The organism is Mesorhizobium sp. M0678 (genome assembly GCF_040320505.1).
Classification (GTDB): domain Bacteria; phylum Pseudomonadota; class Alphaproteobacteria; order Rhizobiales; family Rhizobiaceae; genus Mesorhizobium.
In genome coordinates this window covers 14,002-29,808 of record NZ_JAMYPT010000008.1, presented here as the reverse complement: position 1 = coordinate 29,808, position 15,807 = coordinate 14,002, and the positions used below count along the sequence as shown (strand labels likewise).

Sequence of the window (15,807 nt, the reverse complement as noted above, 5' to 3'; positions counted from 1 at the left end):
CCGCCAGTAGAAACCGAAGAAGCGAAATCGCAATGTCAGTCCGCCGTCTCGCAGAAGCCAGCCTCCAGCCAGCCTCCTTCGCCTTCAACCGGGCGAATGCGGCGGCGGCGAAGCAGTGGATCAAGAAATATCCGAAGGGGCGCGAACAGTCTGCGATCATTCCCTTGCTGATGCTGGCGCAGGAACAGGAAGGCTGGGTGACCAAGGCGGCGATCGAGACGATCTCCGACATGCTCGACATGCCCTATATCCGTGGGCTGGAAGTCGCCACCTTCTATACGCAATACCAGCTCAATCCGGTCGGCACGCGCGCTCATATCCAGGTCTGCGGCACCACGCCCTGCATGCTGCGCGGCTCGGAAGCGCTGATGGATGTGTGCCGCTCGAAAATCCATCACGACCAATTCCACACCAACGACAAGGGCACGCTGTCGTGGGAAGAGGTCGAATGCCTCGGCGCCTGCGTCAACGCACCGATGGTGATGATCTTTAGGGATACTTTTGAGGATTTGACGCCGGAGCGGCTTGCCGAGATCATCGACCTTTATGACGCCGGCAAGGGCGGCACGGTGAAACCGGGACCGCAAAACGGCCGCGTCACTTCCGAGCCGGCCAGCGGCCTGACGACCCTCAAGAGCGAAAAGGCGATCCTCAAGGCGACCCGCGACCGGGAAACCAGGGCGGCGACCAAGGCCGCCAAGGATGCAGAGCCGGCGGCTGCCGCCGCGGCATCAGTTCCGCCAGCGGCTCCTGCCGCGCCGGCGCCGGTTGCGCCCTCGAATGCCAGCAAGCCGAAGACCGACGCGGTCGAGACCAACCCGGCGCTGAAATCGCCGTCGGCGACAAAAGTCGCGCCCGCGGCGGAAAGGGCGGCGAGCGTCGCAGCGCCTCTGCATTCGGCCGCCAATGCCAACAAGGCCGAACCGCAGGTCGAGGACGTCTCGAAACAGCGCAAGGGCCCCAAGAACAAGGCCGAGCCGGCGTCTGCTTTCAAAGCGCCGGAGGCCAAGGTCAAACCGGCGAAGGCTGCCGCCAAGGCGGCCAAGCCGTCGCCCGGAAACAAGAGCCGGCCGACCGGCAAGAAGCCGGTCTGAGGAACGAGCAATGCTTCAGGACAGAGACCGCATCTTCAACAACATCTACGGCCGCTTCGACAAGTCGCTGGCCGGTGCCATGGCGCGCGGCGCCTGGGACAACACGCCCGGCATCGTTGCCAAGGGGCGCGAGTGGATCGTCAACGAGATGAAGGCATCGGGCCTGCGCGGCCGCGGCGGCGCCGGTTTCCCGACCGGGCTCAAATGGTCGTTCATGCCCAAGCAAAGCGACGGCCGGCCGAGCTATCTCGTCGTCAATGCCGACGAATCCGAGCCCGGCACCTGCAAGGACCGCGACATACTGCGCCATGACCCGCACACGCTGGTCGAAGGCTGCCTGCTTGCAGGCTTCGCCATGGGCGCGGTCGCCGCCTACATCTATGTGCGCGGCGAGTTCATCCGCGAGCGCGAGGCGCTGCAACGCGCCATAGACGAGGCCTATGCAGCCAAGCTGATCGGCAAGAACAACACCTCCGGCTACGATTTCGACATCTACATGCATCATGGCGCCGGCGCCTATATCTGCGGCGAGGAAACGGCGCTGCTCGAAAGCCTCGAGGGCAAGAAGGGCCAGCCGCGGCTGAAGCCGCCATTTCCGGCCAATGTCGGCCTCTATGGCTGCCCGACGACGGTCAACAATGTCGAGTCCATCGCTGTCGCGCCGACCATCCTGCGCCGCGGTGCCGCCTGGTTCTCGTCCTTCGGCCGGCCCAACAATGTCGGCACCAAGCTGTTCTGCATCTCCGGCCACGTCAACAATCCGTGCACCGTCGAAGAGGCGATGTCGATCCCGTTCCGCGAACTGATCGAGACGCATTGCGGCGGCATTCGCGGCGGCTGGGACAATCTGCTGGCGGTCATTCCGGGCGGCGCCTCGGTGCCGCTGGTGCCGGCCGAGCAGATCATCGACGCGCCGATGGATTTCGACGCGCTGCGCGACCTGAAATCGGGCCTCGGCACGGCGGCTGTCATCGTCATGGACAAATCGACCGATATCGTGAAAGCGATCGCGCGGCTGTCCTATTTCTACAAGCACGAGAGCTGCGGCCAGTGCACGCCCTGCCGCGAGGGCACCGGCTGGATGTGGCGGGTGATGGAACGGCTGGTGCGCGGTGAGGCGCAGAAGCGCGAGATCGACATGCTGCTCGACGTGACCAAGCAGGTCGAGGGCCACACGATCTGTGCGCTGGGCGATGCGGCAGCATGGCCGATCCAGGGCCTGATGCGGCATTTCCGCGGCGAGGTGGAGCGGCGCATCGACGAGTTTTCGCGCAACGCACACCGCGCAGAACCGGTGCTGGCGGCGGCGGAATAGAAGAATTCAAAAAATTGCGGGCGAATGCCCGAAACGAGGAAACGAGCGCGGGGCAGACGGAAACGACCAGGAGACCACCTATGTCGCTGTTTTCGACACCCGACGATTTTACGCCCGATATGGACCCGTTGTTGAAGATGAACCAGGATCTGACCAGGATGATGCCGAAGGAGATGGCCAATGCCGTCAATCTCCTGGCGCATCCTGTCGCGGGCGCGGCGGCGATGACGGCACTCGGCATCGGCCTTGCCAACCACGCCTTTGGTATCTGGATGGGCGTGCTTTCAGGCGCGGCCGAGACCTCGCAGCGGCTTTGGCACCCAGCCGCCGAGGATTTCGAAACCCGAACGGAACGCGTTTCCGCGACCGGCAAAAGCTCCTCGACCAAGGCGCGCGCAGCCACCAAAACCCTGATTGCCGAGGCGCAGTCCTTCGCCAATGACGTGACCGACATTGCGACGAGCACCGCGGCGCGGAGCTTGGCGAATGCGAGCACCGTTGCAGCGGATGCGTCGGCCGGGCTGATGCCGGAAGATTTCAAGCAGCCCAAGGCGATGGACCGGCCAGCCGAGCCCGCCGACCTCAAGGCGATATCGAGCATCGGGCCGAAACTGGAAAAGGTGCTGAATGGCCTTGGCATCTGGACATACGCCCAGATCGCCGCGTGGACGCCGCAAGAGATCGCCTGGGTCGAAGATTACCTGTCGTTGAAGGGCCGCATCGGCCGTGACGGCTGGATCGGTCAGGCGGCCGCGTTGGCCGGGGCCAAAAAGTGAATTCAATATCGTGCGCGGTCTCGGCCGCGCCCGGAAGGAAAGATTGCGGAACGTCCGCAGGGGTTTGAGGCGAAATGGCAAAGCTCAAGGTCGACGGGAAAGAGATCACTGTACCCGACCATTACACGCTGCTGCAGGCGGCCGAGGACGCCGGCGCAGAAGTGCCGCGCTTCTGCTTCCACGAGCGGCTGTCGATCGCCGGCAATTGCCGCATGTGCCTAATTGAGGTGAAAGGCGGCCCGCCCAAGCCGCAGGCGTCCTGCGCCATGGGCGTGCGCGACCTGCGCCCCGGCCCGAACGGCGAGCCGCCGGAAATCTTCACCAACACGCCGATGGTCAAGAAGGCGCGCGAAGGCGTGATGGAATTCCTGCTGATCAACCATCCGCTGGACTGCCCGATCTGCGACCAGGGCGGCGAGTGCGACCTGCAGGACCAGGCGATGGCGTTCGGAGTCGATTCCTCGCGCTACCATGAGAACAAGCGGGCGGTCGAAGACAAGTATATCGGGCCGCTGGTCAAGACGATCATGAACCGCTGCATCCATTGCACGCGCTGCGTCCGCTTCACCACCGAGATTGCCGGCATATCCGAGCTCGGCCTGATCGGCCGCGGCGAGGATGCCGAGATCACCACCTATCTCGAAAGCGCGATGACTTCGGAGCTGCAGGGCAATGTCATCGACCTTTGCCCGGTCGGCGCGCTGACCTCCAAACCCTATGCCTTCCAGGCACGGCCTTGGGAACTGACCAAGACAGAATCCATCGACGTGATGGACGCCGTCGGCTCGGCGATCCGCGTCGATAGCCGAGGCCGCGAAGTGATGCGCATCCTGCCGCGTACCAACGAGGCGGTGAACGAGGAATGGATTTCCGACAAGACCCGCTTCATCTGGGACGGCTTGCGCACGCAGCGCCTCGACCGCCCCTATGTGCGCAAGGATGGCAGACTGGCCCCGGCAAGCTGGGCCGAGGCTTTTGCCGCGATCAAGGAAGCGGTGTCGAATGCGGCACCCGAAAAGATCGGTGCCATTGCCGGCGATCTCGCAGCCGTCGAGGAGATCTATGCGCTGAAGCTTCTGATGGCTTCGCTCGGCTCGAAGAACACCGACTGCCGCCAGGACGGCGCCGCACTCGATCCGTCGCTCGGCCGGGCGAGCTATGTGTTCAACCCGACCATCGAAGGCATCGAACAGGCCGATGCGGTGCTGATCATCGGCGCCAATCCGCGCTTCGAGGCATCCTTGCTCAACGCCCGCATCCGCAAGCGCTGGCGGGCCGGCAATCTGCCGGTCGGCGTCATCGGCGATGTCGGCGATACGCGCTATGATTACGAGCAGCTCGGCGCCGGGCCGGAATCGCTGAAGGATCTGGCCGACGGCAACGGCAAGTTCTTCCAGCTGCTGAAGAAGGCGACGCATCCGCTGATCATCGTCGGCCAGGGTGCGCTGGCGCGTCCGGACGGCGCGGCCGTGCTTGGCCAGGCGGCCAAGCTCGCCGTCGCCGTCAATGCCGCAAGGGCCGATTGGAACGGTTTTGCCGTACTGCACACCGCCGCGGCACGCGTCGGCGGCCTCGATGTCGGCTTCGTGCCGGGCGAGGGCGGCAGGAATGTCGCCGGCATGCTCGGCGAGACCGATGTGCTGTTCCTGCTCGGTGCCGACGAAATCGACATGGCCAAGACCGGCGGCGCTTTCGTCGTCTATATCGGCACGCATGGCGACAAGGGCGCGCATCGCGCCAACGTCATCCTGCCGGGAGCCGCCTATACCGAGAAGTCGGGCACCTTCGTCAACACTGAAGGCCGCGTGCAGCAGACCAACCGGGCCGGCTTTGCGCCCGGCGAGGCGCGCGAGGACTGGGCGATCCTTCGGGCACTGTCGGATGTGCTCGGCAAGAAGCTGCCGTTCGATTCGCTGCCGCAGCTGCGCGCTAAGCTCTATGCGGAATACCCGCATCTTGCCCGCATCGACCATGTCGCGGCCGGCGACCCGGCCGACATCGCCAGGGTTGCCAAGCTCGGCGGGCGGCTGAACAAGGGCACCTTCACCTCGCCGGTCAAGGATTTCTACCTGACCAACCCGATCGCGCGGGCTTCCGCGGTGATGGCCGAGTGCTCGGCTTTGGCGAAGAACGGCTTCAGGCAGGCGGCGGAGTAGACATGGACACCTTCTTCTCCTTCTACGTGCTGCCGGCGCTGCTGATCCTTTTGAAGTCGGTCGTGCTGATCGTCGTTCTGTTGATCTTCGTCGCCTATGTGCTTTACGCCGACCGCAAGATCTGGGCGGCGGTGCAATTGCGCCGCGGACCGAATGTCGTTGGCCCATGGGGCACGCTGCAGGCCTTCGCCGATCTGCTGAAATTCGTCTTCAAGGAACCGGTGATCCCGTCCGGCGCCAACAAGGGCGTTTTCCTGCTGGCGCCCTTGGTGTCGGCGGTGCTGGCGATCTCCGCCTGGGCGGTCATCCCGGTCAATGAAGGCTGGGCGATCGCCAACGTCAATGTCGGCATCCTCTATGTCTTCGCCATCTCCTCGCTCGAGGTCTATGGCGTCATCATGGGCGGCTGGGCGTCCAATTCGAAATACCCGTTCCTTGGCGCGCTGCGCTCGGCGGCGCAGATGGTGTCCTACGAAGTCTCCATCGGTTTCGTCATCGTCACCGTGCTGCTTTGCGTCGGCTCGCTCAACCTGTCCGACATCGTCTTGTCGCAACAGGACGGGCTGGGCACGCGGCTCGGCCTGCCCAACACCTTCCTCGACTGGCATTGGCTGTCGCTGTTCCCGATGTTCATCGTCTTCTTCATCTCGGCGTTGGCCGAGACCAACCGGCCGCCCTTCGACCTTGTGGAAGCCGAATCGGAACTCGTCGCCGGCCATATGGTCGAATATTCCTCGACGCCGTTCCTGTTGTTCTTCCTCGGCGAATATGTCGCCGTCGTCCTGATGTGCGCGCTGGCCACCATCCTGTTCCTCGGCGGCTGGCTGCCGCCCTTCAACTTCGCGCCGTTCACCTGGGTGCCGGGGCTCATCTGGTTCGTGCTCAAGGTCTGCCTGGTGTTCTTCATGTTCTCCATGGTGAAGGCGTTCGTGCCGCGCTACCGCTACGACCAGCTGATGCGGCTCGGCTGGAAGGTGTTCCTGCCGATCTCGCTGTTCATGGTGGTCGCCACCGCCGCCTTTCTGAAGATCACGGGGTTTGCGTGATGGGCAATCTGACCGCTGGTTTTCTGGGTGCAGTTGTCGGCGTGCTCGTTGCAATCTTTGGCAACATTGTTGTGCTGCCCTACGTCTTGCGGCAACAGGAACGAAGGTTGGCAGCAAACTACCGAGTTCCGGTGTTTGGCTGGGACAAGCAGAAATTGGCGTCGTTTACGAGACTTATGTACCGTTTCCAGATGCCTGTTATTTTCGGATTTATCGGCGCAATTGCTGCAATGCAGATCTTTGGAGGTGCCGAATGAGTGCTCTGTCTCAAGCCGCGAAATCGCTGCTTTTGCAGGATTTCGTCGGCGCTTTCTTCCTGTCGATGCGCCAGTTCTTCGCGCCGAAGGAGACGATCAACTATCCGCATGAGAAGGGGCCGGTCAGCCCGCGCTTCCGCGGCGAGCATGCGCTGCGCCGCTATCCGAACGGCGAGGAACGCTGCATCGCCTGCAAATTGTGCGAGGCGATCTGCCCGGCGCAGGCCATCACCATCGAGGCCGGCCCGCGCCGCAATGACGGCACGCGGCGCACGGTGCGCTACGACATCGACATGGTGAAATGCATTTACTGCGGCTTCTGCCAGGAAGCCTGCCCGGTCGACGCCATTGTCGAGGGCCCGAATTTCGAATTCGCGACGGAAACGCGCGAGGAGCTTTATTACGACAAGGACAGGCTCCTGGCCAATGGCGACCGCTGGGAGCGTGAACTGGCGCGCAACATCTCGCTGGATGCGCCTTACCGCTGATATTTGACGCATGGACGGGGCGAGGGGCCTCGTTTAAGGAACACGCAACTTGCCGACCGGAGGCGGTGGCAAAAAACAGGACGAACGTCCTGTTCTGACAGGAAACCCGAGGGAACCCATGCTGAGTGGACTAGAGGCGGCCTTTTTCTACCTCTTCGCCTTTGTCGCGGTGGCATCGGCGTTCATGGTCATTTCGGCGCGCAATCCCGTGCATTCGGTGCTGTTCCTGATCCTGACCTTCTTCAACGCCGCCGGCCTGTTCATGCTGACCGGCGCCGAGTTCCTGGCGATGATCCTGCTCGTCGTCTATGTCGGCGCGGTGCTGGTGCTGTTCCTGTTCGTCGTCATGATGCTCGACGTCGACTTCGCCGAAATGAAGGAAGGCGCCCTGCAATATGCACCGATCGGCGCGCTGGTCGGGCTGATCCTGGCGGCGGAGCTGATCGTGGTGCTCGGCGGCTATACATTCGCGCCGAAACTGGCGGCGACGGTCGCGAAACCCATTCCGGACCTGGCCGCGCGCTCCAACACGGCAGCGCTCGGCGACATCCTCTATACGGATTACCTCTATTACTTCCAGGTGGCTGGGTTGGTGCTGCTGGTCGCCATGATCGGCGCCATCGTGCTGACGCTGCGCCACAAGCCGGGCGTCAAGCGGCAGTCGATCGCCGCCCAGGTCGGCCGCACGGCGGCAACCGGAGTGGAAATCCGCAAGGTCAAGACGGGCGAAGGAGTCTGAGATGGTCGTCGGCATCGCGCACTACCTGACCGTATCGGCGATCCTGTTTACGCTCGGCGTGTTCGGCATCTTCCTGAACCGCAGGAACGTCATCGTCATCCTGATGTCGATCGAGCTGATCCTGCTTGCGGTCAACATCAATTTCGTCGCCTTCTCGGCGGCGCTCGGCGATCTGGTCGGCCAGGTGTTCGCACTGTTCGTGCTGACGGTCGCGGCGGCCGAAGCGGCGATCGGCCTTGCCATTCTCGTCGTCTTCTTCCGCAACCGCGGCTCGATCGCGGTCGAAGACGTGAACATGATGAAGGGTTGACGGAACCACCATGTATCAGGCCATCGTCTTCCTTCCGCTGCTCGGCTTCTTGATCGTCGGCCTGTTCGGCACTTCGCTCGGCGCCAAAGCTTCAGAATACATCACTTCCGGTTTCCTGGTGATTGCGGCTGTGCTGTCGTGGGTCGCCTTCTTCTCCGTCGGCTTCGGCGGCGGAGAGGTGTTCACCGTGCCGGTGATGCGCTGGATCCAGTCGGGCGGGCTGGAGGCGTCCTGGGCGCTCAGGATCGACACGCTGACGGTGGTGATGCTGGTAGTTGTCAACACGGTGTCGTCGCTGGTCCATATCTACTCGATCGGCTACATGCATCACGATCCGGACCGGCCGCGCTTCTTCGCCTATCTGTCGCTGTTTACCTTCGCCATGCTGATGCTGGTGACGGCCGACAACCTCGTGCAGATGTTCTTCGGCTGGGAAGGCGTCGGCCTTGCCTCCTATCTGCTGATCGGCTTCTGGTACAAGAAGCCGTCGGCCAATGCGGCTGCGATCAAGGCCTTCATCGTCAACCGCATCGGCGATTTCGGCTTTGCGCTCGGCATATTCGGCGTGTTCGTGCTGTTCGGCTCGGTCAATCTCGGCACCATCTTCGCCAATGCGGCGACGTTCATTCCGGCGGAAGGCGCGCCGCAAGGTGCGGCCGTGCTGACCTTCCTCGGCTATGCGCTCGACAAGCAGGCTGCGATGACGGTCGTCTGCCTGCTCCTGTTCATGGGCGCCATGGGCAAGTCGGCGCAGGTGCCGCTGCACACCTGGCTGCCGGATGCCATGGAAGGCCCGACGCCGGTCTCGGCACTGATCCATGCCGCGACCATGGTGACGGCAGGCGTGTTCATGCTGGCGCGGCTGTCGCCGCTGTTCGAGCTGTCGCATTCGGCGCTGACCGTGGTCACCTTCATCGGCGCCTTCACCGCCTTCTTCGCGGCGACAGTCGGTCTCGTCCAGAACGACATCAAGCGCGTCATTGCCTATTCGACCTGTTCGCAACTCGGCTACATGTTCGTGGCGCTCGGCGTCGGCGCCTACGGCGCGGCGATCTTCCATCTGTTCACCCACGCCTTCTTCAAGGCGCTGCTGTTCCTCGGCTCGGGCTCGGTCATCCACGCCGTCTCCGACGAGCAGGACATGCGCAAGATGGGCGGCCTGAGGACGCTCATTCCGAAAACGTACTGGATGATGGTGATCGGCACGCTGGCGCTGACCGGTGTCGGCATCCCGGTAACGATCATCGGCACGGCCGGCTTCTTTTCCAAGGACGCCATCATCGAAGCGGCCTTCGCCGGCCACAATGCGGTCGCCGCGTTTGCCTTCATATTGCTGGTCATTGCTGCCTGCTTCACCTCCTTCTACTCCTGGCGGCTGATCTTCATGACCTTCCACGGCGAGCCGCGGGCCAGCCACGAGGTCATGCACCATGTCCATGAATCGCCGCCGGTCATGCTGGTGCCGCTGTTCATCCTGGCGGCGGGCGCGCTGTTTGCCGGCGTGATCTTCCACGGCGCCTTCTTCGGCGAGGGCTATGCCGAATTCTGGAAGGCGTCGCTGTTCACGCTGCCGGACAACCACATCCTGCACGAAATCCACGAAGTGCCGTTGTGGGTCGAGCTGTCACCGTTCATCGCCATGCTGATCGGCTTTGCGATTGCCTGGCAGTTCTATATTCGCGCGCCGGAAATGCCTCGGAGCGTCGCCGCCAACCATCGCCTGCTCTACGCCTTCCTGCTCAACAAATGGTATTTCGACGAGCTCTACGACTTCCTGTTCGTGCGGCCGGCAAAGCGCCTCGGCAGCTTCCTGTGGAAGACCGGCGACGGCACCGTCATCGACGGGCTCGGGCCGGACGGCATTTCGGCGCGCGTCGTCGACGTCACCAACCGGGTCGTCAAGCTGCAGACCGGCTATCTTTACCACTATGCCTTCGCCATGCTGATCGGCGTTGCCGCACTCGTCACCTGGATGATGCTCTGATGACCGCCTGGCCGATCCTATCGCTGGTCACCTTCCTGCCGCTGGTTGGTGTGCTGCTCATCCTTTTCGTGCGTGACGACAGCGAGAACGCGCGCCGCAACATCCGCGCCATAGCACTGTTCACGACCGCGTTCACGTTTGTGATTTCGCTGTTCATCTGGACCGGCTTCGACAATTCGCAGCCCGGCTTCCAGTTCGTCGAGAAGTTTGCCTGGCTGGATTCCGGCATCTCCTATCATATGGGCGTAGACGGCATCTCCATGCTGTTCGTCATCCTGACCACCTTCCTGATGCCGCTCTGCATCCTCGCCTCGTGGGAATCGATCGAGAAGCGCGTCAAGGCCTATATGATTGCCTTCCTGCTGCTCGAGACGCTGATGATCGGCGTGTTCTGCGCGCTCGACATCGTCTTGTTCTATGTCTTCTTCGAAGCCGGCCTGATCCCGATGTTCATCATCATCGGCGTGTGGGGCGGCAAGCGGCGCGTCTATGCCTCGTTCAAGTTCTTCCTCTATACGCTGGCCGGCTCGGTGCTGATGCTGCTCGCCATCATGGCGATGTTCTTCCAGTCCGGCACCACCGACATCCCGACGCTTCTGACCCACAACTTCCCGGCCAATATGCAGACTTGGCTATGGCTTGCCTTCTTCGCGTCCTTCGCGGTGAAGATGCCGATGTGGCCGGTGCACACCTGGCTGCCGGACGCGCATGTCGAGGCGCCGACGGCCGGCTCGGTGATCCTGGCCGCCATCCTGCTCAAGATGGGTGGGTACGGCTTCCTGCGCTTTTCGCTGCCGATGTTTCCGATCGCATCCGAAATGTTCGCGCCGCTGATCTTCACGCTCTCCGGCGTCGCCATCATCTACACCTCGCTGGTGGCGCTGATGCAGGAGGACATGAAGAAGCTGATCGCCTATTCGTCGGTCGCTCACATGGGCTTCGTTACCATGGGCATCTTCGCGATGAACCAGGAAGGCGTCCAGGGTTCGATCTTTCAGATGCTGTCGCACGGCCTGGTCTCCGGCGCGCTGTTCCTCTGCGTCGGCGTCGTCTACGACCGCATGCATACGCGTGACATCGACGCCTATGGCGGGTTGGTCAACAACATGCCGAAATATGCAACCGTGTTCATGATCTTCACCATGGCCAATGTCGGCCTGCCCGGCACCAGCGGCTTCGTCGGCGAGTTCCTGACCATGCTCGGCGTGTTCCGGGTCAACACCTGGGTAGCGTTCTTCGCCGCCACCGGCGTCATCCTTTCGGCGGCCTATGCGCTCTGGCTCTACCGCAAGGTGATCTTCGGCGCGCTGACCAAGGAAAGCCTGAAAGGCCTGCTCGACCTGTCGACGCGCGAGAAGGTGATCATCTATCCGCTGGTCGCGCTGGTCATCTTCTTCGGCGTCTATCCGGCGCCGATCTTCGACGCGACCGCCGAATCGGTCAAGGCGCTCGTTACCAATGTCACCGCATCCATCGGCGCCGCGCAGACCGCGGCGGCGAACTGACTGGGGGTTTTGCGAACCATGACGCCGGACCTTCTCTCAAGCCTGTCGCTCTCGACGCCAGAGCTGATCCTCGCCATCGGCGCCTTGGCGCTGTTGATGCTCGGCGCCTATTCGCGCGCCAACACCACTGTCACGGTGAGCGGCCTTGCCGTCGCCGTGCTGGTGATCGCCGGCGCCTGGCTGGTCTTTTCGCCGGGACAGGGCAACGCCTATAGCGAAGCCTTCATCCAGGATCCGTTCGCCCGCTTCATGAAGGTGCTGGCGCTCGTCGGCTCGGCGGTGACGCTGGTCATGTCGGTCCGCTTTGCCCAGGCGGAGCGTTTCGACAAGTTCGAATATCCGGTGCTGATCCTGCTCTGCACGCTCGGCATGATGCTGATGATCTCGGCCAACGGCATGATCGGGCTCTATCTCGGCCTCGAGCTGCAATCGCTGGCGATCTACGTGCTGGCGGCGATCAACCGGGACAATCTGCGCTCGACCGAGGCCGGGCTGAAGTATTTCGTCCTTGGCGCCCTGTCGTCGGGCATGCTGCTTTACGGTATCTCGCTGGTCTACGGCTACACCGGCAACACCGGCTTCCAGGAGATCGCCACGGCGCTGAGCGGCGGTGAGCGCCAGCTTGGGCTCGTCTTCGGCCTGGTTTTCGTGCTGGCCGGCCTTGCCTTCAAGATCTCGGCGGTGCCGTTCCATATGTGGACGCCCGACGTCTATGAAGGCGCGCCGACGCCGGTGACGGCTTTTCTGGCGGCGGCACCGAAGATGGCGGCGATGGCGCTGATGGTGCGCGTCACCATGGGCGCCTTCAAGCCGATCGCCGCCGACTGGCAGCAGATCATCGTCTTCATCTCGATCGCCTCGATGGCGCTTGGTGCCTTTGCGGCCATCGGCCAGACCAACATCAAACGGCTGATGGCCTATTCCTCCATCGGTCATATGGGTTATGCGCTGGTCGGCCTTGCCGCGAACAGCCAGGATGGCGTGCGCGGCGTCGCCATCTACATGCTGATCTATCTGGTGATGACGCTCGGCACCTTCGCCTTCATCCTCGCCATGCGGCGCAAGGAGGGCAATGTCGAGCAGATCAGCGATCTCGCCGGCCTGTCGGCGACCAATCCGATCATGGCGACGATCCTCACCATCCTGATGTTCTCGCTGGCCGGCATCCCGCCGCTCGCCGGCTTCTGGGGGAAATGGTACGTGTTCCTCGCCGCCATCAATGCCAACCTCTACGCGCTGGCGATCATCGGCGTGCTCGCCTCTGTGGTGGGCGCCTACTATTATCTGCGTATCATCAAGATCATGTGGTTCGACGAACCGGTCGGCGGCTTCGTGCCGATGGCGTCCGAACTGCGCGTCGTGCTCGGTGTCTGTGGCGCCTTCGTGCTGTTCTACGTGCTGATCGGCGGCCCGATCGGAACCTACGCCGCAGCCGCGGCCAAGACCTTCTTCTGACGGAATGACTTTCAGGCTGGCTCCAACCGCGGCTTCGGACGGGTTCCGGCTCGAGGCGCACGACACGGTCGGCTCCACCAACGCGCTGGCGCTGGAGCATGCACGGGCCGGCGATCCGGGCAAACTCTGGGTCGTCTCCAAAAAGCAGGAAGCCGGGCGTGGCCGCCGTGGCCGCGCCTGGGCGACGCCCGAGGGCAATCTGGCAGCGACGTTGCTGGTGATCACCAACACCGAGCTTCGGCTTGCCGCGACGCTCGGCTTCGTTGCCGGACTGGCGCTGGCCGACGCGCTCGACGCTGTCGTGCCGAAGGGCAGGATCGCGATCGGCCTCGATGGTGCGAGCCAAGGCAAGAACCGTTTCGAACTGAAATGGCCCAACGATGTGCTTGCCTCGGGCGCCAAGCTCGCCGGCATCCTGCTGGAATCGGCGATGCTGGATGGTGGCCGTTCCGCGGTGGCTGTCGGTGTCGGCGTCAACGTGGTGGCATACCCTGAGGATTTGCCTTATCCAGCGACGTCGCTCAGCGCGCTGGGGTCTGCTTGCGATGCCGAGACGCTGTTCCTGGCGCTGTCGGATACATGGAGCGAGAATGCGCGGCTGTGGAACGAAGGGCGCGGGCTTGCCGCCGTCAGGCGGCGGTGGCTGGCGCGTGCGGCGGGGCTTGGCGGGCAGGTTGCTGTCAGAATTGACGGTAATGTGGTGCGCGGCACCTTCGAGACCATTGACGAGGACTGCCGTTTCGTGATCCGCGACGATCAAGGTTCGGTTCTGACGATCGCCGCCGGCGACGTGCATTTCGGCGCGGTTGCCTCGGCCGGCGTTTGACTGGCCAATACGTTTGACTGGCCAGGTATTTGACCAGCTTGAATTTGACCGGCCGACAATTTTGACCGGCCGACAATTTTGACCGGCCCACAATTTTGACCGGCAAGGAAGGAAAGACCATGGCGATAGCGGAAAACGCCGAACTTGTCTTCGTGCCGCTCGGCGGTGTCGGCGAGATCGGCATGAACTTCGCCCTCTACGGCTATGGGCCGGCCAATGCGCGCGAATGGATCGTGGTCGACGTCGGCGTCACTTTTCCCGATGCAACCCTGCCCGGCGTCGACCTGGTTCTGCCCGACACGCGTTTCATCGAGGAGAATGTCGCCAATCTGCGCGGCATCGTCATCACCCATGCGCATGAGGACCATTACGGCGCGCTCCACGACATCTGGCCGAAGCTCAAGGCGCCGGTCTGGATGACGCCGTTCAGCGCCGGCCTGCTGGAAGCCAAGCGGCAGGGCGAGCAAGGGGCGCCGAAGATCCCGGTGACGATCTACCGGGCCGGCGAGAAATTCACCGTCGGCCCGTTCGAGATCGAGGCCATCCCTGTTGCGCACTCCATTCCCGAACCGATGTCGCTGGCGATCACGACGCCGGCCGGCGTCGTCATCCATACCGGCGACTGGAAGATCGATCCGGCGCCGACGGTCGGGCCGATGACCGACGAGGCGCGCTTCCGAGCCTATGGCGACAAGGGTGTGCTGGCGCTGGTCTGCGATTCCACCAATGCGATGCGGGAAGGGGAATCGCCGTCCGAAGTGGCGGTGGGCGAGGGCCTCAAGAGCGTCATCCAGAACGCCAAGGGCCGGGTCGCCGTCACCAGCTTCTCCTCCAATGTCGGGCGTATCGTCTCCATCGCCAAGGCGGCGCGGGATGCCGGCCGCCAGTGCCTGGTGATTGGCCGCTCGATGAAGCGCGTCATCGATGTGGCTGATGAACTCGGCTATATGGACGGGTTGCCGGAATTCATCGCCGAGGAGGATTACGGCTTCATCCCGCGCGAAAACCTCGTCATCATCTGCACCGGCAGCCAGGGCGAGCCGCTTGCCGCACTTGCCAAGCTGTCGCGCGACGAGATGAAGTCGGTGGCGCTGACGGCCGGCGACACGGTGGTGTTTTCCTCGCGCACCATTCCCGGCAACGAGAAGGCGATCCTCGAAATCAAGAACCGCCTGATCGATCTCGGCATCAAGATCATCGAGGACGGCGATGCGCTGGTGCATGTCTCCGGCCATCCACGCCGCAGCGAATTGCGCAAGATGTATGAATGGGTGCGGCCGCAGATCGGCGTTCCCGTGCATGGCGAAGCGGCGCATCTGGTGGCGCAGGGCTCGCTGATGTCGACGTCCGGCATCGGCCAGGTCGCGCACGTGCGCGACGGCGACATGCTCAGGCTGTATCCGGGTGCCGCCGCCATCATCGACCAGGTGCCGTTCGGCCGCATCTACAAGGACGGAAGGCTGATCGGCACCGACCAGGCGATGGGCATTCGCGACCGCCGCAAGCTGTCCTTTGCCGGCCATGTCGCCGTCAATGTCGTGCTCGACGACAAATACGAGCTTGCCGGCGATCCCGATCTCGTCGCCATCGGCGTCGCCGAGGCCGACGGCAGCGGCGAGAGCCTGGAAGACCTGATGATCGATGCGGCAATCGGCGCCGTGGACTCCATCCCCCGCCAGCGCCGAAAAGACCTCGACCTGGTCCAGGAGGCAGTGCGGCGCGCGGTGCGCGGCGCGGCCAACGAAGCCTGGGGCAAGAAGCCGCTGGTGACGGTGTTCGTCACAAGGTAAGTGAATAGTGAATAGTGAATAGTGAATAGGATGTTGTGGGTTAGCGGTTTTGCAATGCGCAATATT

At 63.1% G+C, this 15,807-nt stretch carries 14 protein-coding genes; all 14 read left to right on the top strand.

The window, feature by feature from the left end; genetic code table 11:
* The first annotated feature begins 32 nt into the window (after positions 1–32).
* The 14 genes from nuoE (at position 33) to NKI29_RS16255 (ending at position 15,741) form a co-directional block, all read left to right on the top strand.
* A complete protein-coding gene (gene nuoE / locus NKI29_RS16320) occupies positions 33–1,094 on the top strand; it encodes an NADH-quinone oxidoreductase subunit NuoE (protein WP_352796697.1) in 1,062 nt (353 codons plus the stop codon).
* 10 nt (positions 1,095–1,104) lie between these two features.
* Entirely contained in the window at positions 1,105–2,409 is a 1,305-nt protein-coding gene (nuoF, locus tag NKI29_RS16315; protein WP_023676626.1) for an NADH-quinone oxidoreductase subunit NuoF, read from the top strand.
* Between the two features lie 80 nt (positions 2,410–2,489).
* Positions 2,490–3,185 (top strand): helix-hairpin-helix domain-containing protein, encoded by a 696-nt coding sequence (locus tag NKI29_RS16310; RefSeq protein WP_352796694.1) that lies wholly within the window; start codon positions 2,490–2,492, stop codon positions 3,183–3,185.
* A 74-nt stretch (positions 3,186–3,259) separates the two neighbouring features.
* Entirely contained in the window at positions 3,260–5,341 is a 2,082-nt protein-coding gene (gene nuoG, locus NKI29_RS16305; protein WP_023676624.1) for an NADH-quinone oxidoreductase subunit NuoG, read from the top strand.
* Positions 5,342–5,343: 2 nt separating this feature from the next.
* Positions 5,344–6,387 carry an NADH-quinone oxidoreductase subunit NuoH gene (gene nuoH / locus NKI29_RS16300; protein ID WP_292663045.1) on the top strand — a complete coding sequence of 348 codons (1,044 nt, stop codon included), beginning with the start codon at positions 5,344–5,346 and terminating at the stop codon, positions 6,385–6,387.
* On the top strand, positions 6,387–6,644 hold the full coding sequence (locus NKI29_RS16295; RefSeq protein ID WP_352470236.1) for a hypothetical protein: 258 nt from the start codon (positions 6,387–6,389) through the stop codon (positions 6,642–6,644). The genes nuoH and NKI29_RS16295 overlap by 1 nt, the downstream gene beginning before the upstream one ends.
* On the top strand, positions 6,641–7,132 hold the full coding sequence (gene nuoI / locus NKI29_RS16290; RefSeq protein WP_254818109.1) for an NADH-quinone oxidoreductase subunit NuoI: 492 nt from the start codon (positions 6,641–6,643) through the stop codon (positions 7,130–7,132). The genes NKI29_RS16295 and nuoI overlap by 4 nt, the downstream gene beginning before the upstream one ends.
* A gap of 118 nt (positions 7,133–7,250) precedes the next feature.
* Positions 7,251–7,871 carry an NADH-quinone oxidoreductase subunit J gene (locus tag NKI29_RS16285; protein ID WP_023676621.1) on the top strand — a complete coding sequence of 207 codons (621 nt, stop codon included), beginning with the start codon at positions 7,251–7,253 and terminating at the stop codon, positions 7,869–7,871.
* Between the two features lies 1 nt (position 7,872).
* The gene (gene nuoK, locus NKI29_RS16280; protein WP_023676620.1) at positions 7,873–8,181 is read left to right on the top strand and encodes an NADH-quinone oxidoreductase subunit NuoK; all 309 of its coding nucleotides are present in this window, start codon (positions 7,873–7,875) and stop codon (positions 8,179–8,181) included.
* A gap of 10 nt (positions 8,182–8,191) precedes the next feature.
* Positions 8,192–10,165, top strand: coding sequence for an NADH-quinone oxidoreductase subunit L (gene nuoL / locus NKI29_RS16275; RefSeq protein ID WP_352796692.1), 1,974 nt, complete (start codon positions 8,192–8,194; stop codon positions 10,163–10,165).
* On the top strand, positions 10,165–11,670 hold the full coding sequence (locus NKI29_RS16270; RefSeq protein WP_352466862.1) for an NADH-quinone oxidoreductase subunit M: 1,506 nt from the start codon (positions 10,165–10,167) through the stop codon (positions 11,668–11,670). The genes nuoL and NKI29_RS16270 overlap by 1 nt, the downstream gene beginning before the upstream one ends.
* 18 nt (positions 11,671–11,688) lie before the next feature.
* The gene (nuoN, locus tag NKI29_RS16265) at positions 11,689–13,125 is read left to right on the top strand and encodes an NADH-quinone oxidoreductase subunit NuoN (protein ID WP_352589712.1); all 1,437 of its coding nucleotides are present in this window, start codon (positions 11,689–11,691) and stop codon (positions 13,123–13,125) included.
* Between the two features lie 4 nt (positions 13,126–13,129).
* Entirely contained in the window at positions 13,130–13,951 is an 822-nt protein-coding gene (locus tag NKI29_RS16260) for a biotin--[acetyl-CoA-carboxylase] ligase (protein ID WP_352589715.1), read from the top strand.
* 119 nt (positions 13,952–14,070) lie between these two features.
* Entirely contained in the window at positions 14,071–15,741 is a 1,671-nt protein-coding gene (locus tag NKI29_RS16255) for a ribonuclease J (RefSeq protein WP_352796689.1), read from the top strand.
* The last annotated feature ends 66 nt before the right edge of the window (positions 15,742–15,807 follow it).